We start from the raw sequence: 19,565 nt of genomic DNA, 5'->3' as shown, positions 1-19,565 counted from the left end.
CAGTCTTTGCGGAATCTCATTAAGAGGGGTTTGCGACATGCAAAATGTCGACATTTCACATGTCGATACATGTGCCGCATAAGCATGACTATGCGACGTAATTTTTTTGAGTCTGGAAGTGAGCGTTTACTGCGCAGGCTGATTGACTCTTACAAAGAGGCTTTTGCAACGTTGAGCGTGTCTGCTGTCGGAGCTATTCCTTTGTCCACTTGAGTCGGTCAGTGTGTACAAAGCGACAGAATGCTTAGTGGTGCAGGGTGCATGAGCACAAATTTACATCGATATTAACCAACAAACCGAAGTTAATACCGTTTGTCCGCGTTCTTTAGTGAACCATGTGTGAAGCTGTCTTGTTTGATACCTGTAAAAGGTCTGGCAGGGCAGTGGAATAACAAAATCTAACTGTTTGTTTAAAAGAGAATTATCATGAATCTCGCTAAATTTGCTCGTCGTGGCTACGTTTCTTCTCCAACTCCTCTCGAAGCTGTTCCAGCATTTTCTGAAGCTTTGGGTGGCAAGGTAAATATCTTCATCAAACGTGATGACCTTCTTCCGGGTACTTCCGGCGGTAACAAAACCCGTAAACTCGACTTCAGCATTGCTGACGCTCTTGAGAAAGGTGCAGATACCATCATCACTTGCGGTGCTGTTCAGTCTAACCATTGCCGTCTCACACTTGCTTGGGCTGTAAAAGAAGGCTTGGATTGTCACCTTGTTCTCGAAGAACGCGTAAAAGGTAGCTACAGTCCGGAAGCTTCCGGTAACAACTTCCTCTTTAACCTTCTCGGCGTGAAGAGCACAAAAGTTGTTCCTGGTGGTTCTGACATGATGGGTGAAATGGAAAAAGTTGCTGAAGCACTCCGTGCTGAAGGCAAAAAACCGTACATCGTTCCAGGTGGTGCTTCTAACGCAATCGGCGCACTCGGTTACGTTTCTTGTGCTCAGGAACTTCAGCAGCAGTTCTTCGACATGAAACTTAAAGTTGACCATGTTGTAGTTCCTTCCGGTAGTGCTGGTACCCACGCTGGTATGGCTATCGGTATGTACGCTAACAACACTGGCATTCCAGTATCCGGTATCAACGTAAGCCGTCCTAAAGATGTGCAGGAAGCACACGTGTACAAACTCGTTGAGGATACCGTTGAGCTTATCGGCGATATTAAAGGCGGCGTACCGAGCGATGCTATCGAATGCTTCGATTCTTACGTTGGACCAGGCTACTCCCTGCCAACTGATTCAATGGTAGAAGCAGTAAAACTGCTTGCTCAGACTGAAGGCATCCTGCTCGATCCGGTTTACTCTGGTAAAGCTATGGCTGGCCTTATTGACCTCGTTCGTAAAGGTCACTTCCCTGAAGGTTCTAACGTAGTATTCCTGCACACAGGTGGCTCCCCAGCTCTCTACGCTTACCTCGATACCTTCAAATAATCTCTCGTTACTTAAGCCGTGCGAAGCTCGTGGACTTCGCACGGCTTTTTTTAACAAGAAATGTGAAAAAAAGCACAATGCTATGCAGGATTCGTTGAAGATTTGAATAGGGCACAGAGAGCGTAGGAGAAGATTACACAGATGCGGAGAATGAACAGCCTTAGACTAGGGTTGGTTTCTGTTTGTTACGTCCACAAAAGCTCATAGAAGAGAAGCAGAGTAGAGATTCAGCGTAGTCTTTTTAATTGTTAGTGGTTTTTGTGACGAAAACCGCAGATAACCATCTTGAAATATACAAAATTCGTATAATATTCTGTTAGCAAATATCACGTAGGCTGCACTGCTGAATTTTTCTTTTATTTGTAGTTGTTAGAGATTGCAACAGAGAGGGGGAGCGCCACTTTTTTGGCATACGTTAGAACGAATTCAAAAAAGTTCGCAAAATGTATTTGACAAGCTCTGTAAATTCTTTTTAAGACGAATTCACGCCATGTGAAATGTCGACATTTTACATGTCGCAAAATGGCAAATATATTTAACACCAGTTAGACTGGAGACAACATGTCTACAAAAAACGTAATTTTTACAGACCAGCTGCCAGCAGCGGTAGGTCCATACTCTCAAGCGATCGAGTCTGACGGCTTTGTGTTCGCTTCCGGCATGCTTCCGATTGATCCTGCAACCGGCAACATGCGTGAAGGTTCTATTGCAGATAGAGCGCATCAGGCTCTCACAAACATCAAAGCTGTAGCGGAAGCTGCAGGCTGCACACTTGATGACATTGTGAAGACAACCGTATTTCTTACCGACGTTAACGACTTTAAAGAAGTTAATGCCGTTTACGCTGAGTATTTCAACGAGCCTTTCCCTGCTCGTAGCGCATTTCAGGTTGCTGCTCTTCCACTTGGAGCAGACATCGAAATCGAAGTTATTTTCCGCAAAAAAAACTAATTACTTCTAAAAGAGAAAAATTATGAATCTCGCAAAATTTGCTCGTCGTGGCTACGTTACTACCCCAACTCCGCTTGAAGCTGTTCCTGCTTTTTCTGAAGCTTTAGGTGGCAAAGTTAACATCTTCATCAAACGTGATGACCTGCTTCCTGGTACTTCCGGTGGTAACAAAACACGTAAGCTTGACTTTAGCATGGCTGATGCTATCGAAAAAGGCGCTGACACCATTATTACTTGTGGTGCTGTTCAGTCTAACCACTGCTGTCTTACCCTCGCATGGGCTGTTAAAGAAGGCATGGATTGTCACCTCGTTCTCGAAGAACGCGTAAAAGGCAGCTACAAACCTGAAGGTTCCGGTAACAACTTCCTCTTCAACCTCCTCGGCGTGAAGAGCACTAAAGTTGTTTCTGGTGGTTCCGACATGATGGGCGAAATGGAAAAAGTTGCTGAAGCACTCCGTGCAGAAGGCAAAAAGCCATACATCATTCCTGGTGGCGCTTCTAACTCCATCGGTGCTCTTGGTTACGTTTCTTGTGCTCAGGAACTTCAGCAGCAGTTCTTCGACATGAAACTCAAAGTTGATCACGTTGTTGTTCCTTCCGGTAGCGCTGGTACCCATGCAGGCATGGCTATTGGTATGCACGCAACCAACTCCGGTATCCCAGTATCCGGTATCAACGTAAGCCGTCCTAAAGACGTTCAGGAAGCACACGTATACAAGCTTGTTGAAGAAACCGTTGAACTCATCGGCGACATCAAAGGCGGCGTTCCTAGTGACGCAGTTGAATGCTTCGATTCTTACGTTGGACCAGGTTACTCCCTCCCGACCGATTCTATGATTGAAGCTGTTAAACTTCTTGCTCAGACCGAAGGTATCCTGCTTGACCCAGTATACTCCGGTAAAGCAATGGCTGGTCTTATCGATCTCGTTCGTAAAGGCCATTTCCCTGAAGGTTCAAACGTAGTATTCTTGCACACTGGTGGTTCACCAGCGCTGTACGCATACCTCGATACCTTCAAATAGAAAGTATTGTCCTTTCGCCGTGCGAAGCTCGTGGACTTCGCACGGCTTTTTGTAAATAAACATCCTAGTGAGGAGAGAAGTATGAGAAATGTTAGAGTGATCATTCTTGCGCTTGTTGCTGTTCTTTTGATTGGCGCAACCTCCGCTTTTGCGGCACCTAAAGTGATTAAACTTGCTCACCCGAACGTACCTCAGCACCCGATGGGTATGGCGTTTGAAAAATTCAAACAGCTTGTTGAAGAACGTTCCGGCGGTAAATACAAAGTAGATATCTACGACAGCTCTAAGTTCGGTAACTTTGACAGTGTTGTTCAGGGTCTTCAGCTCAACATGCTGCAGATGGGTTCCGCTGCGACTCCAAACCTTGCACCGTTTTCTGATGAGTTCCTTATCTTTGACCTTCCGTTCCTGTTCCCTTCCTACGAAGCTGCTGACAAAATTACCGATGGTCCTATCGGTATGCATGCCACAAAAGCTCTCGAGCCTTCCGGTATCGTAGGTCTTGGTTACTACGAAATTGGTTTCCGTAACCTTTGGAACAACCAGAAGCCAGTTAAGACTCTTGAAGATGCGAAAAACCTTAAAATTCGTTCTACTCCTTCCAAAGCACACATCTCTACTCTTCGTGCGCTTGGTATGAACCCGACTCCTGTGTCTTGGGGCGAAGTTTACACTGCACTTCAGCAGAAAACAGTTGATGGCATCGACATCGACCTCAACCTTGCTTGGCACAACAACTTCCCTGAAGTTAACAACAACGTTACCATTGTTAACAGCCTCTACAGCCCGCATCTCGTAATGATTTCTAAGCGTTTCCTCGACAGCCTCAATGCTGAAGACAAAGCTATGATTCTTGCAGCGTTTGAAGAATCCAAGCTTTACGAACGCAAACTCATCCGTGATGGCGAGAAAGAAATTCTTTCTAAGCTCGCTGATAAAGGCGTTACTGTTGTAAAACTCACTCCTGAAGAGCGCGCTCGCTGGGCTGCTGCATCTGCAGGTGTATACAAAGAGTTTGAAGAACGTATCGGTAAAGAACTTATCGAGAAAATTAAAGCAACAGTAGCAGAATAAAGTACTTGGTGCTGCCGGTCGAATTTTTTCGACCGGCAGACTTAAGGAGAGTACATGTCTCACAAAGGAAAATCGTTTTTGGCCCGTTTTGAAGAAATTTTCTCATCATCCTGTCTTATAGTGATGACAGTGCTCATCGCTGTTCAGGTGTTTACTCGATACGTACTTGAGTATTCTTTCGAATGGTCAGAAGAGTTAGCCCGTTACTTGTTCATCTGGGCTGTATATGTTGGCTGTAGCTACGCAACCAAGGAAGACAAACACCTCGAGGTTACTATCTTCCGAACAATTGCTGGCGGCCGTCTTGCAAAACCGGTTACGCTTTTGTCTTACGCGTTTACAGCAGTGTTCTGCTTCGCCTGTGCTTGGTGGGGCGTGGAGATGATTCAATTTCTCGTAACTACCGGCCAGAAAACTCCAGCATTGGAAATCAGAATGTACTGGGTTTTCCTTAGCCTTCCGTTCGGTATGTTCCTGATGGGATTACGTACCGTTGAAAGAATGATCGGCGTAGCAACTGGTAAAATCGATCCAGTTCCATCCGCAGAAGTATAGAGGCTTATCTCATGGAATTTACTATCTTAATTATTTTTGCATCGCTTGCATTCTTTCTGTTACTTAGCGTGCCGATCGGCATCGCTATCGGGCTTTGCGTTGCGGTGGGCATCGTCTTCGGCGATATTCTTCCACCAGCTTTTCTTGTTCAAAAAATGATCACTTCCCTTGATGTTTTCCCACTTATGGCTGTGCCGTTCTTTATTATGGCAGGGGAAATTATGCAGAAGGGGAGTATGGCGCAACGTCTGCTTAAAGTTTCTCACACATTTGTTGGTCACGTTACCGGCGGTATGGCTCACATCTCCGTTCTGACCAGTATGTTCTACGGTGCATTGTCCGGTTCTTCTCCGGCTACCGTAGCTGCTGTAGGCGGCATCATGGTTCCGTCTATGGTTAAAGAAGGCTACAGCCGTCGCTTTGCTGCTGCTGTAAACACATCTGCCGGCTGTCTTGGCGTTATGATTCCACCTAGTGTTCCGCTTATTATTTACGGTACAACTGCTGGTGTTTCTGTTGGTGACTTGTTCATCGCAGGTGTCGGTCCGGGGCTTTTTGTTGGCGTCTGCCTTATGATCTGCAGCTATGTTATCGCTCGTCGTCACGGTTACGGCGGAGGTAAACGTGCTTCCTTTATGGAACGCATGACTGCTCTTCGCGAAGCACTTGTGGCACTTATGGTTCCGCTTATCGTACTTGGCGGTATCTACGGTGGTCTTACTACTCCTACAGAAGCAGGCGTTATCGCAGTAGTGTACGCATTTGTTGCTGAAGGTCTTGTATTGCGCACCCTTACATGGGGCAAAGTATGGGATGTATTCCGTAATACTGCTATTACCTCTGCATCTATCTTTATTGTAGTAGCAACCGCTACCGCATTGGGGCAGATTCTGTTATTCTACAATGTACCTGACATGCTCGTAGACGTTCTTGTCGGTATCTCTGATAACAAATACGTCCTGATCCCAATCATTCTGGTATTCCTTCTTATTATGGGTACCTTTATGGACGCACTGGCAAACATCCTTATTCTTACTCCGCTTCTTCTGCCAGTAATGAAGCATCTTGGTATGGATCCGATCCATTTTGGTATTGTTATGATTGTTGCAGCTTCCATGGGCTTCCTTACTCCACCGGTTGGCGTAAACCTCTTTGTCGGTTGTAGCATTAGTAACTTGAGCATTGAACGTCTCAGCGTAGCTGTACTTCCGTTCCTGTTCACCATGTGTATTGCATTGCTTGCAATCACCTTTATTCCGGCTCTGTCTCTGGGACTTCTCTAGAAACGACCGAACTGCATATATACGGGGAGGATTTTGTCCTCCCCGTTTGAAGGGATTATGCATACTTATTCAATATCCAGATCTTCCGAGGACAAAGGCTGTTTTGGCATTATGGGGCACGCAGGCGCGGGTCATGTTCATAGCCATTCAGGCTTTATTCAGGATGACACAGCAGGTTTTGCTGTTGTTGTTACCCTTATGGCGCAAGCGTATCCGGTAAATACTGCAATTAAGTCAATTGTAGTGGAAGGGGATTGGGTTACCGTTACAACAGAAGATGGCGGAACCGGTAAGGCACAGGCCCGCAGGGGAATTTCCCCCTACGAAACCGAGCTTGCACAGCGCGCGGTAGGCGGCGATGCTATCTTTTCCCAGAAATTGACGCTTGAGTCTTTCGGAAGAATTTACGGACAGGGCGTGACTGAAGTTCCTGTCGCTTTGCAAACCGCTATGTGTCATGCGGTGTTGAATACATTCCTTGTGCAGTATCCAGAAAATTTTTTGTACGAAGATGAACGCCTCGCGGGGACTTGCGGTGGTTGTCTTGGTACAGTTCTTACCATCGACGGGCACCATGCATCTGTAATGGCAACGCTGAATGCCACAACAGGTGGAATGGGGCCTATTGAAGACGCTGAAGGGAATCTTGCGTATGGTGGCAAGAGGGTTGTGATGCAACGCCTCGGGCTAGATTTGCTGCCTACCATTATTCTTGAAAGCAAAGCCTATGTGCCGTCCGTATGTAGCGAGTTAAGTGCGGATGTGCTGTGGGTGCGGTATAATGAAGAAGCCGATAATCCCGCTGTAGGTAAAGCTCTGTGTTGTGGAGCACATGATGTGAGTGTGGTTACCATGTGCTCCAACACGGCATACCCTCGCGGTACAACAGAATTAGCTTCAATGACGCATCGCTTAGGCGAGCGTATCGAAAAACTGGGTATTGCGCTGTCTGCCGCGCAAACCTCAGTTGAAAAGGTTTCCCTTATTGGCGAGCTGGCCGAGCTCGTCAGCCAGGACGCTGGCGGGGTAACGTTTATGAGTTCAGACTTGAACTCTATTGTCGGTGGTGGAGGGTTGCAGCCCGGCATGGCTGCTGTGCTCTCCATGGCCGTATCCGGTGTTAATATACGACGATGGCACATCCCGGCAGTATCCCCGATGGATGTTAAACAGTATTTGCGGGTTGTAACCGCATCAATCACACATTTGGTTGCCAACATTGACGAAGCAGCACGATATGTACGTGAGCGGCAAGTTGCCATGCCGCCGGACACATTTTAATTTTTGCTGTTGATACGTAGAGTTAGACTCTCTTGTGCGCCGGTTGCAGCATTTTCGGTACACAAGATGCCAACAGAGTGCTAACATGCCGTCAATAGAAGATATTTGCGTATGCATTGTATCTTTATTATAAGTACCAAGTCCTTATAGTGGGCAAAACCATATGCTTGTTCAAGTCAGATTTTTGAGAGGAAACGTGGTGGGAATGAATGCGTTTTCTGCACTTGAGCAATAAAATCTCGTAACAGAGCTTGGTAGAAGGAAGAGCATGTCCGCCGTAAAAACTTATAGCGAACAAATTATTGTTTATATCAAAGACGCCATTCTTACCGGAAAATTACATCCGGGAGATAAGGTTAATGAAGTTGTAGTGGCGACCGAGCTTGCTATCAGCAGGGCACCTGTGCGTGAAGCGTTACAGATGTTGGTTAAAGAAGGGCTCATTACGTCTATTCCGCAGCGTGGTAAGTTTATCACAGCACTTACTGCAAAACAGATTCGTGACAGCTACTTTACAGGCGGTGTTCTGGAAGGTGCCGCTGTGTCTTCAACTATTTCTAAGTTTACAGAAAAAGATTTTTCTGCACTTCAGAAGGTTGTAGATGATATGAAAAAGGTTGCTGAGCGTGGAGAAAACGGTACTTCCATGGCTGAGCTTGATGACCGTTTTCATGACATTCTGTTTTCCAAGAATACCAATGAGCTTATTGGAGAATTGGCACGCCGCTCCTGTCAGGGCATTTCTAAATTCTTACTTTTCCGCTACTGGAAAGAACTGTTCACCCTGCAGGCTGTGTACGAACGTCATGCCTTGTTGTTAGATGTTCTACGCACCAAAGATGTGGTTGCTATCGAAAACACACTTCGTGAGCACTACATTGAATCCGGCAGACGCATGGAGCGTTACGGAGTTGATGTTTTTGAGGAGGATGAGGCGTAGTTCGCCCATACCATTTTTATATTTAGTCATATCCGCACGGAATTGTTTGAAACAGGTACAGTTGTTGTGCCCATGATTTCAGTGTCCACCCGTATGTTCTTTCTGTGCGGTGTGACGTATCAAGCCCCTCTTTATGAGGGGCTTGTTTATTTTGCGGGTATTATGTCATATAACTTACTAGAATCATATCACCAAGGTGGTTGTTGCGATACAACCTAAAGGAGCGACGAGAAATTGATGAAAGCGCGTTAGCGCAGGAGGTCTCAATGTCCAATCTAAAATCATGGAGAAACCAGCAGCTACAGCGGCTTAAGCTCGACAGCGACCGGATGTTCAATCAGATTTGTTCTGAGTTTGGATTACCTTCTGTTTGTCAGCCGTTAATGGATACAGAGTTACGACTGGTTGAAACTGATGAAGGGTACCGCATCGAGGCAGAGCTTCCCGGTGTGACAGAAGACAATTTAGAGATTCATATAGACGGTGCATATCTTACCTTACGATGCACCTATACTGAAAAGTGCGAGCATTCAGAATCCGTAGGCTCATTTGAGAGCCAGATGCGTTTGCCCTGCAAAGTGAAGATTGAAGATGTTGAAGCAAGTCTTGAAGATAATAAGCTGATTATCTCTTTGCCTAGCTGCACGATTCCGGAGAGACGAAGTATTCCAATAACACGCGGCGATAAAGATTAATAGGAGGCTCACATGGCAGAGATTGTAGAACGCAATTTGGTTCCTCTTGATAAGCTGCGGTGGAAAGTCGATCCGGCAACGCTTCCGTTTTCCAAAACCACAGACTTGGAAGAATTGACTGAAATTATCGGTCAGCGGCGTGGCGTTGATGCTTTTCGCTTTGGTATGGGTATTGATGCCAAAGGGTATAATATTTTCGTAACCGGCGCTGCGGATGTAGGAACTATGGGGATGGTTAAGCAGCTGCTTGAGAATTCAGTCCGCAAGCAGTGCGCCCCTAAAGACTTATGTTACGTTAATAATTTTAAAACGCCTGAAGAGCCTATTCTGCTTACGTTTGAAGCAGGTAATGGTCAGAAATTTAAAAAAGATATCGAAGAATTTTTGGAAGATATCAAACGTGAAATTCCACAGCTGTTTGAAAGTCAGGAGTACATAAACAGCAAAAATGCTTTACTGGAAGAGCACGATAAAAAAACGCGTGATTTCTTCAAAGGTTTGGAAGAGCGTGTAAAAGAAGCCGGCTTTGTGCTTGTGAACATGCAGATGGGGCAGGTGCAGCGACCGGATATCGTTCCTGTGGTAGATGGTGAACCTACACACTTACTCAAGCTTGAAGAGATGGTTGAAAAAGGCCGTTTCCCGAAAGAAGAGTATGATTCTTTACAGGAAAAATACAAAGAGCTTAAGGACGAAATCGATACTATTTTTATGGATGTCCGCCGCTTGCAGAAGGACGTAAAAACTAAAAGCGAAGAAGTAGATCGCTTAATGTTTATGAATACTGCCAGCGAGCTTGCAGTCGGTTTGATTGCTGCATGGAAAGACCATGAAAAAGCTTCTAAGCATATCAAAGACATGCTTGCTAATATGTCCGAGCAACTTGATCTCATTAAGATGATTGGTCAGCCTCAGGCTGGGCCTATGCCCGGTATGCAGCTTCCTGCTGTCAGTGCAGAGGCCGTTCTCCATCCGTATGGTGTAAATCTGCTGGTGGATAACGCTGAGAGCGACGGCCCTCCGGTCATCATCGAATCATTCCCTAATTATCGAAATCTGTTCGGTTCTATCGAACGCGTGATGGACAGATCCGGTCTCTGGCGTACTGACTTCCAAAAAATTACAGCGGGTTCCTTCATTAAAGCAAACGGCGGGTTCCTCGTAATCAACCTGTTGGATGCTATTGCTGAGCCGGGTGTATGGCAGACATTAAAACGCGCTCTTAAAACCTCAGAACTGGAAATCCAGACATTCGATCCATACTCTTTTATGGCTTCAACCGGCATTAAGCCGGAATCCATTTCAATGGATGTTAAGGTGGTTGTTCTGGCAACAGGCCAGTTGTACCACATGCTGAAGCATTATGATCCTGAAGTGGAAATGATCTTTAAGGTACGTGCTGATTTTGATTCCAGTATGGATAATACCGATGACGGTATCAATGAAGTATGCAGACTGGTTGCTACGTATGCTGAAAAACGGAAGCTTAAGCCGTTTACCAATGGTGCAGTTGCTGCATTGTTGGAACATAGTGTGCGCAAAAGCGGCAGGCAGGAAAAACTGAGTACTTCTTTCCCTGTTCTAGGTGACGTGATGGCCGAGGCAGACTTCTTTGCTGAAGATGCGTCGGCGGATTTGGTCGAAGCCGAACATGTCCAGAAAGCACTTGAGGCACGGATTTTCCGCGATGGTTTGATTGAAGAAAAAATTCAGGAAATGATTGATCGCGGCAGTATCTTTATTGATACAGAAGGTGCTGAGGTTGGCCAGATTAACGGGCTTGCCGTGTACTCCACTGGAGACCTGATGTTCGGAAAACCTTCACGTATTACCTGCACCACTGCAATGGGTAAAGAAGGTATTATCAACATCGAACGTGATGCTAAGATGTCAGGCCCTACACATAACAAGGGCATGCTCATTTTAAGCGGCTACTTGCGGCAGAATTTTGCGCAGGACAAACCGCTTACTCTTGCTGCATCCATTGCCTTTGAGCAATCGTATGGCGGGGTAGATGGCGATTCTGCTTCTACGACAGAGCTGTATGCTCTTCTTTCCAGCCTTTCAGGTGTTCCGATCAAGCAGTCAGTAGCTGTTACCGGTTCAGTGAACCAGAATGGTGAAGTACAGCCTATTGGCGGAGCAAACGAAAAGATTGAAGGCTTCTTCACTGTCTGCAAAGCAAAAGGGTTAACGGGCGATCAGGGTGTGATGATCCCTGAGGCTAATGTTAAAGATCTGATGCTGAAGCAGGAAGTTGTGGATGCAGTCAAAGAGGGTAAATTCTTTATATGGTCTGTGAAAACAGTTCATGAAGGTATTGAAATCCTGACTGGTGTCCCGGCCGGTGAGCGTGATGCTAATGGCAAGTACCCTGAAGACTCTATTTACGGTCTTGTCGATGCCCGTCTTGTTACCTTGGCAGAAGGCTTAAGAGACTTTGCGAAAGGTAAAGACGAGGAAAATACTGAAGAGTAACTTGACTCCTGAAATAGGGGCTGTTTCTCACACTGTGCTTGTTGCGTGGCAGAATAATGTCGGCGGTGCTGCCGATTGGTGATGGTCGGTGCAGCAGTGTACAGTGTATGAAACAGCCCTATAAAAAAGATGCTGTGCAGAATTGCGTACAGCATCTTTTTTTGTAATTAGAATTGCTGATATTTTCAAAATTGATGAATTGAAGAGTGATAAAGTTCATAATCAGTGTTCAATAAAAAACTGATTGAATAGACAAAGCATTTTTTTACTTTGCAAAGTCGGTAGTAGTTGTGCAAGTAGAGAAGAGATACACCATATTTTAAACGTTACTTACCAACCGGATGAATTCGGGCAAATCAAACGGAGCGAGTGAGTTATGGGCAACAATGGCAAAGTTGTTGAGGAAGTTAACCGCGTTGAAATCGTTTTAACCAAAGCATGCGGGGAACGGATTGAGGTTAATGTGGATAAGGACGGCTTATTCTACATTGACGTTGAATCTGACAAACAGTGTACGCTGAATTATGCCGAGGCTTGGAAAGAAGTACCGCTTGAGCAGAAAGAATGTTTAAAGCTGATGCTGGAAGGGCTGGTGCATAATTTAGATAAGCTTGTTGAGCAGTAAGACGTACGCATACGCATGGCGTAACGATGTGTTTTCTACCTGCAGGGTGGGAATGCAGGCACATCGAAAGAGATTTATTTGTTCAGGACGTGTTTGTAAAAGGATGTGTTACTTTTATAATATTCGTCTGAATAGGGTGTAAAAAAGAGCAGTCTACGTAAAGGTAGGCTGCTCTTTTTTGTGCGGTGTTACAATTTCATTTACTTTTTAGCATAGCTCTAAGGGGCGTTGAGTCGTCCCAGACACATCCGTACATATGGTTTCCCAGTTCCGTATCCTGATAAACTGCGTTTTTGAGGTCATTAAATGGTCGCAGGCTGCAAGTATGGCAAAAAGATTCTGGATACGGGCATGAAACGCAGAGCGGACGGTAGTTGCTGCACCTCTTTCCTGATTTAGCTGTAATACCGATTGTGCAAGTGCCTCTATGATATACACAACTGTTACAGCTGTTGTTGTTTGACCGTGCCATTATTCCTCCGAAGACAAATTACCACTTATTAAGGTAGCAGGTGTATACGAATTCTCAAGGGTAAAATGAGAAAATATATTCGCTCAGCCTTCTCACACTCTAATTGAATAGAAGTGTTGGAAAAATTTATTGTTGATTAAAATAGTCTGAAAAATTCATTAGTTGTTAGAAACTCTCCGGTAGGGTATAGGGAGGTGTGAAGTTACTTAGCCGACTGATATTGTCGGAATTTGTAATGTGTATATATATTTTTTTTATAGGGTATTACCATAAGGAGTTTGCTATGCGACTGTTAACCAATAGCAGATACGGCACGAGATTGTTGCTCGATATTGCAACCCATGGTCAGGAAAAACCGGTGCTGATGAAAGAATCGTCCGCCCGATTAGGTATTTCTCAGAAGTACCTTGAAAAAATTGCCAGACAACTGCGTGCAGGCGGGTACTTGAAAACCAGACGCGGACCTAGTGGTGGGCACAGGCTTGCGGTAGATCCTGCCTCCATTACTGTCGGCGAAGTTGTCAGGTTGTTAGAAGGGGGAACAGACATTGTAGGGTGCGGGCAAGATGCTGCTACATGCTGTGATGCTCCGGGGTGTCTGACAAGGCTGCTTTGGAAAGAGGCAAGTGTTGCCATGTATTCCCATTTGGACAAGTTTACCTTTGCAGAGCTGGTAAGCTACTCAGAAAAAGGCGTTAAGTTCGGTGACTACTGTGTGCGTACTGTTCAGAACGCAAATACTGCTCCAATGGATGATGAGCAAAAACGGCTCAACTTGCTACGTGAGTACTCACTGACTGGACTTGAAGATTCGTTCTAATTGATCAAAGCTCTTGCTGCTGTGTACTTTTTCGGTAATGAAATTCTTTGTAATAAAGTTGAGTAGTTATAGAAAAGGGGGGCTTGGGTAACGCTCTTTAGGGGGGATCGACCTTTGCGTGCAGGCAGCAGGACTGACAGAGTCAAGATATCGTAACAAACTGATCGTGTAGTGTTCCTGTAGTATTCATTTGTGTGTACCGCCTTACTGGGGGTTGAGCATGTATTTCTGGCTTTCCCGTTTACGCAATTCATTGGCTGCTAAAGTTCTTCTGCTTATCGCCGTAGTACTTATTCTCTGTCTAGGACTGCACTCATGGGGAACCATGCATTTTCTCAAGAAGCATACCGCCTCTAAACTTTCTCTAGAAGCAGACAGACTGAGTAAGACGATTTTGCTTTCCGCCCGCTATGCGATGATGGCAAATTCACGTAATGAGATAGATCAGATTGTTTCTGATATCGCAAAACATCCGGATATCACCTCTGTGAGGATTTATGACAAGCAGGGTGTTATCCGGTTTTCCAACAGAGCAGACGAAGTGGGCACACAGGTTTCAATGGATACTCCAGCCTGTTCTGCCTGCCATGTGGTAGAGCCGCCAAGAACGGCTTTGACCCTGAAGCAGCGAACCAGAACGTTTACTGTGGATGGTGTGGAACAGCTTGGTACTATTACCCCGATAATGAATGAGCCGAGCTGTTCGTCTGCTCCCTGCCATGCCCATAATTCAGGACATACTGTTCTTGGAGAGCTTGAGTTGATCCTGCAGACGGACAAAGCTTTTGTAGGGCTGGATGAAATTCAAAACAAGCTTCTCAGTCTCACGGGGCTTATCTATATCTTGTCCGTATCGCTTCTGGTTTTCGGGTTGCGGCGGTATATCACGGCGCCAATCAGGCGAATCATCAAATCCACAAAAAGAATCAGTAAAGGCGAGCCGTCACGGCTTGAGGCGATGCCGCGTACAGATGAGCTTGGACAGCTTGTGGAATCTGTTCTTGCAATGGAAAAATCCGTAGCAGGAAAACAGGCTGAGTTAGATAAAAAGCGTCGGGAATATCAGGAATTATTTGAACAGGTACCATGCAGCATAACTGTTCAAGATGCTGATATGCGTATCATCAAATACAATAAAGAATTTGCAGAGCGGTTTAATCCCAAGCCGGGCGCTTTTTGTTATGAGGCGTATAAAGGACGGACTGAAAAGTGCGTTAATTGTCCACTGGATAAAACATTCCAGTCTGGACGTCCTCATTGCTCCGAAGAAAGTCGTATCAATCCGGATGGGACGAAAGTGCATTGGCTTGTGCATGTGGCTCCGGTTTTTGATGAAAACGGAAAGGTCGTTGCGGCAATGGAGATGGCGCTTGATATTTCTGCCCGTAAGCGGGTCGAGGAACGCCTTCTTACATCAGAAGCAAAGTATCATGCTATTTTTAACCATATTCCTAACGCGGTATTTGTTCTGGACGTGGAAGATAATACCATTATCGACTGTAATGATATGGCAGAGCGAAGTTATGGGTATGATGCCGGAGAAATGCATAATACTTCCTTTATCCAACTGTTCCCGAAAGAGGAGCAGGATAAGGCGCGCTCCTATATTAAAGCCTTTACCGCGCTTAACCGTGTTCGCCAGAAGAGAAAAGACGGCAGTACATTGTATGTAGACTTCAGATTGTCTCCAGCCATTTACAATGAACGGAACGTATTGCTTGTGACGGCAACTGATGTAACGGACAGGCTTGAGACAGAACAGAAGCTTATTCAGGCCGGTAAAATGGCAACGCTGGGTGAAATGGCAACAGGGGTTGCACACGAGCTGAATCAGCCGTTAACGGTTATTAAAGCTGCCAGCGGGTTTATTATGCGCAAGGTGAAACGTTCTGAACCGATTGATCCTGACATATTGAAAACTATGGCAGAGGAAATCGATTCTCACGTGGACAGAGCCAGTCAGATTATTGATCACATGCGTGCTTTCGGCAGGCAGTCCGACCATGCCCTCGAGCGGGTGAATGTGAATGATGTGATTCAGCGTTCTGTGGATATGTTTATTTCACAGCTTACGTTGCGTGGCATTTCTGTAGAAATGAACTTGAAAGAGAACTTGCCTGCGATGCTTGGTGTTGCAAATAGGCTTGAGCAGGTGTTCATCAACCTGCTGTTGAATGCTCGTGATTCTATAGAAGAAGCTGCAGCGGACGGAAGCACAGAAGAAAAAGTTATTACATTGCGTACGTATTCCACGCCACGTGCTGTTGTTGCGGTGGTTGATGACACCGGAACAGGTGTTCCTGCAGGATTGATAGATAAGATTTTTGAACCGTTTTTTACCACTAAAAAGGTTGGTAAGGGAACAGGTTTGGGGCTTTCCATTACATATGGTCTGATAAAAGATTTCGGCGGCACAATTCGGGTTAAAAATAAGAAAGAGGGTAATGGAGCACAGTTCACGCTTACCTTCCCTCGCAGCAGCAGTCGCCGGTAGGTTATTGCAGGAGGCACAGCAAAGATGAGTGTAGCATCGCGTTCTTCAGTTCTTCTGGTTGATGATGAAAAGGGGATCACCTTGGTGCTCGGAGCCTACATTACCGACTTAGGGTATGTTGTGGATACCGTGCACAGTGGTGAAGAAGCGTTAGAGAAGCTTGAGAAAAAAGCGTACGAAGTTGTTGTTACAGATGTGCGAATGCCCGGTATGGACGGTGTAGAGCTGCTGAAAGAGATTAAACGCAGATGGCCTGAGACTGCTGTTATCATAACAACAGGGCATGCGGATGTTTCTGTTGCGGTGGACTGTCTCCGGCTCGGCGCAACGGATTTTATAACGAAACCAGTAAATGTGGAACTCTTGGAGTTTGCGTTGCGGCGGGCAGTTGAACGGGTCATTATGCGTAGGCAGCTTGTTGATCATACAATGCATCTGGAATCCCTTGTAGAGCAGCGAACGAGAGAACTTGTACGTGCTGAGCGGTTTGCTGTGATGGGTGAAACAGTAGCTGGACTGGCACATGCGATTAAAAACATTGCCGGCGGGCTGGAAGGTGCGCTGTTTGTGCTGGAAAAGGGGCTCGAGCTGGACCGTAAAGACTACCTTGAACAAGGGTGGGGTATGGTTAAACGCGATGTGACCAGAGTGCGCGATTTGACGATGAATCTATTGCAGCTTTCGCGTCCGTTGTCTCTGAAGCCGAAGCGTGTTGATCCGGGTGCGCCGATGTGTGAAATTGCAGAACTACTTACAGCACGTATGCATGAGGCGGGCGGGAAAATTATTCATGCCTGCGTTCCGCAGCGCGCAGCTTTGTTGGATGAACAGGCGATTCATACCTGCCTTATGAATCTTGCAACTAATGCTGTTGAGGCTGTTGAGGAAGCTATTCAATCCGGTCGTCGAGAGTTCGGTGATGGCAAGGTGATGTTGCATACAGAGTGCGATTCTTTGCATGTTCGGTACATCGTTGAAGACAATGGTCGCGGGCTTTCTTCAGAATTGTTCGAGCAGCTGGAAGAAGGGCTTGTGACCACCAAAGATCGAGGTTCCGGCTTCGGGCTTATGGCAACTCGTAAGGCCGTTCGGGAAATGGGTGGTGAACTCATTCTGGAAAACGGTATTGAAGGCGGAGTCCGTGCAATAATTTTGCTTCCGTTTGTTCCGGCAGAATAAAGAATCTGAAGTCCATGTACCACTAAACAACAGGTTGATGCCTTATGGCTGCGTCTGCCGTACTTTTTTATGATTTGTTATCAGCGGTGAGATCCATATCAATGTCCGGCACTCCGCAGGCTGAGAAATATTCATATACGGGTGAGTAGAATTCAGGCAAATGTGTCTCGTCATCCGGATTTCCTTCGGGAATAAATATGACCATACCTTGCCGCGCTCGTGTGAGCAGGACTCGGTATGCATTTAGCAAGTACCTCCGACGTACGCTGTCATTAACATTCTGCCATTTGGTTCCCTTAAAGGCTTTATATTCCCATTTGCCGTTTTCTAAACGCAAGCTGGCATCCCACGCAACACACGTCCAATCCAGTTCTAACCCTTGAATGTCGAATTCCGTAGCGACGTCTTCCAGAAACATGGAAGAGCGTACATCGTCACGAGGGTTAAGAAACCAGTTCTTAGGATCAATCTTGGCTTTGATGTGTATGCCTTCAGGTTTGAGCCTGAGTGCGCCGGAGTATGCAGTAATGCCGTATTGTTCGTTGCCTCGAGCATGAGCTTGAAGCCACTGCTTGGCTCGTTCAAGGCTTCTGGTAAGAACGATAGGGTATGTCTTCTGTACTTTCAAAAAGAGTTCTTTAGCTTCATGGAGATTAAGCGCTAACGCTTTTCCGATACAAGCAGAAACCTGTTCAGATCGAAAAGAACGTACAGAGACTGCAAGGTGCAGATTATTATTAATCGTCAGCTGGTTTGTTTTGAGAAGGGAATAAATATCTTTTCCATTCGTATACTCATGTTCTGACAATGCGTCGGAGACGTAGACATTCCAATGAGGGTACTGTTTACTTATTGCAGAGAACCATTCCGGCAGTCCCGCTTCTCCTGTGTTGATTTCCTGCCCGCCACCAATCAAACACACAATTGTAGCCCAATCCTTGTGTCTATCCAAAACACTGATAAGAAATTCAGGTTCGGACATAGAAAAGTCTGCAATTCCTTTTTTTCGCGCCATAAAAGAGGAAGCCTGTTCAGCTGTCCATGCGCGCTGAGCTTCATCAAATATTGTAACTCGTTCTATCGGTGCTTCAGTTGTTCGAAGGTTGTCGTCTCTGAAGTGGTGAATATTTTGAATAAAGGCTTTTACTTTAGACAGTGCGCGTCGTTTGGTCATGCCTTCTTTGGTGTTCTTACTTTCTGCTACTTCATTTCTTGCCAATGCTTCTTGAAGTACTTCAACAAGGGGGCCGTTCCCAGATAGGAAAACAGCATGTTCACCTTTATCAGTATTGTTACGTTCATTTGCGAGTGTTAACCCCGCCAGTGTTTTGCCTGCGCCTGGAACACCAGTGATAAAACATATGGATTTTTGTGAATTACGTTTTGATGATTCGATGATTTTAGAAATAGCTGCAGATGTTTTTTCAAGATTAATGGCTCCGGAATCGGAACGGGATATTTCTCGGACGCTATGTCCCTTGTAAAGAGCTTGTGCCGCTTCAATAATGGTCGGCGTAGGCTGGTATTGAGCATTACACCATAAAGCAGGATCAATTTGCTGGGCATGTTCTTTGCGACTGATAGTAAGAATGCATGCAGCTACATTAGATTTATTGGCTTTTATGGGAAGAGATACACCATCTTCGTATTTCTCATAACAAAGCTCTTTTTCTTCACCTTCTGTTGCTACAACAATTGGCACAATCGGCATCGCGTGGCTTAATGCATGGAAATTTTTTAAGTCTAACGCGTAGTCGAGAGCCTGTCTTATGGCATGTTGCGTATATTTTTTTTCACCAGCTTTGAATTCTAATACGAAAACAACCCCTGCATGTAGTATGACTGCGTCTACGCGTTTTCCCATTCGTGGAATGGCGTATTCAAATGCAATATAGCTATCCGGAATAATGTGAAGTTGTTTTTGAAGAATGTTTATCTGGGTAAGCCATGCGTTTCTTTGAAGATCTTCAAGAGAGAAAGGGTGGCTTCTGGCGAGTGCGCCTAAAATAGCATTTGGTTCAGTTTTTAGAAATTCTTCTTGAGTGGCAGAATAGTAAGCGCGTTGCATTGTGGACTTCCATAGCAGCAGGTGAGTAGAAAGCATATATTTATAGCTGGTTGGATTCTTTTAGCAATCTCCTTTATAGTCAACAAGTGTTTATCCGAAAGTGTAATGAGAATTCAATTCGCTTGAAGCTTACGCTTTGTCTATTCGGTATGTTTTAGAAGGAAGCTTGAAAAGTAGGCATATGGCTTCACGTTGTGC

The 19,565-nt window shown here is 45.5% G+C and carries 15 protein-coding genes; 14 read left to right on the top strand and 1 reads right to left on the bottom strand.

Going from position 1 to position 19,565, the window contains the following annotated elements:
* The first annotated feature begins 426 nt into the window (after window positions 1–426).
* From QZY95_RS09145 to QZY95_RS09080, 14 genes are all read left to right on the top strand, one after another.
* Window positions 427–1,428, top strand: coding sequence for a D-cysteine desulfhydrase (locus tag QZY95_RS09145; RefSeq protein WP_290922564.1), 1,002 nt, complete (start codon window positions 427–429; stop codon window positions 1,426–1,428).
* Between the two features lie 561 nt (window positions 1,429–1,989).
* Window positions 1,990–2,379 (top strand): RidA family protein, encoded by a 390-nt coding sequence (locus tag QZY95_RS09140; RefSeq protein WP_290922561.1) that lies wholly within the window; start codon window positions 1,990–1,992, stop codon window positions 2,377–2,379.
* 22 nt (window positions 2,380–2,401) lie between these two features.
* Window positions 2,402–3,403: a D-cysteine desulfhydrase gene (locus QZY95_RS09135; RefSeq protein ID WP_290922559.1), complete on the top strand. Its 1,002-nt coding sequence runs from the start codon at window positions 2,402–2,404 to the stop codon at window positions 3,401–3,403.
* 81 nt (window positions 3,404–3,484) lie between these two features.
* Window positions 3,485–4,477, top strand: coding sequence for a TRAP transporter substrate-binding protein (locus QZY95_RS09130; protein ID WP_290922556.1), 993 nt, complete (start codon window positions 3,485–3,487; stop codon window positions 4,475–4,477).
* 54 nt (window positions 4,478–4,531) lie between these two features.
* A complete protein-coding gene (locus QZY95_RS09125) occupies window positions 4,532–5,032 on the top strand; it encodes a TRAP transporter small permease (protein WP_290922553.1) in 501 nt (166 codons plus the stop codon).
* Between the two features lie 11 nt (window positions 5,033–5,043).
* The gene (locus tag QZY95_RS09120; RefSeq protein WP_290922550.1) at window positions 5,044–6,315 is read left to right on the top strand and encodes a TRAP transporter large permease; all 1,272 of its coding nucleotides are present in this window, start codon (window positions 5,044–5,046) and stop codon (window positions 6,313–6,315) included.
* Window positions 6,316–6,372: 57 nt separating this feature from the next.
* Window positions 6,373–7,596, top strand: coding sequence for a hypothetical protein (locus QZY95_RS09115; protein ID WP_290922547.1), 1,224 nt, complete (start codon window positions 6,373–6,375; stop codon window positions 7,594–7,596).
* A gap of 268 nt (window positions 7,597–7,864) precedes the next feature.
* Complete coding sequence (locus tag QZY95_RS09110; RefSeq protein WP_290922544.1) at window positions 7,865–8,536, top strand: GntR family transcriptional regulator; 672 nt, start codon at window positions 7,865–7,867, stop codon at window positions 8,534–8,536.
* 266 nt (window positions 8,537–8,802) lie between these two features.
* A complete protein-coding gene (locus tag QZY95_RS09105) occupies window positions 8,803–9,231 on the top strand; it encodes an Hsp20/alpha crystallin family protein (protein WP_290922541.1) in 429 nt (142 codons plus the stop codon).
* Window positions 9,232–9,243: 12 nt separating this feature from the next.
* Window positions 9,244–11,709, top strand: a complete 2,466-nt coding sequence (locus QZY95_RS09100) for an ATP-binding protein (protein ID WP_290922537.1) — start codon at window positions 9,244–9,246, stop codon at window positions 11,707–11,709.
* A gap of 376 nt (window positions 11,710–12,085) precedes the next feature.
* Complete coding sequence (locus tag QZY95_RS09095) at window positions 12,086–12,334, top strand: hypothetical protein (protein WP_290922532.1); 249 nt, start codon at window positions 12,086–12,088, stop codon at window positions 12,332–12,334.
* 755 nt (window positions 12,335–13,089) lie between these two features.
* Window positions 13,090–13,626 (top strand): RrF2 family transcriptional regulator, encoded by a 537-nt coding sequence (locus tag QZY95_RS09090; RefSeq protein ID WP_290922526.1) that lies wholly within the window; start codon window positions 13,090–13,092, stop codon window positions 13,624–13,626.
* Between the two features lie 220 nt (window positions 13,627–13,846).
* Window positions 13,847–16,120, top strand: coding sequence for a PAS domain S-box protein (locus QZY95_RS09085; protein ID WP_290922522.1), 2,274 nt, complete (start codon window positions 13,847–13,849; stop codon window positions 16,118–16,120).
* A gap of 24 nt (window positions 16,121–16,144) precedes the next feature.
* Window positions 16,145–17,299, top strand: a complete 1,155-nt coding sequence (locus QZY95_RS09080) for a hybrid sensor histidine kinase/response regulator (protein WP_290922519.1) — start codon at window positions 16,145–16,147, stop codon at window positions 17,297–17,299.
* 67 nt (window positions 17,300–17,366) lie between these two features.
* Here QZY95_RS09080 and QZY95_RS09075 read toward each other — a convergent pair whose 3' ends face one another.
* Window positions 17,367–19,367, bottom strand: a complete 2,001-nt coding sequence (locus QZY95_RS09075) for a DNA/RNA helicase domain-containing protein (RefSeq protein ID WP_290922516.1) — start codon at window positions 19,365–19,367, stop codon at window positions 17,367–17,369.
* Window positions 19,368–19,565: the final 198 nt, after the last annotated feature.

Source organism: Halodesulfovibrio sp., assembly GCF_015482765.1.
Classification (GTDB): domain Bacteria; phylum Desulfobacterota; class Desulfovibrionia; order Desulfovibrionales; family Desulfovibrionaceae; genus Halodesulfovibrio.
Note: the sequence above shows the minus strand (reverse complement) of the source record. Positions and strands in the feature narration are given on the sequence as shown.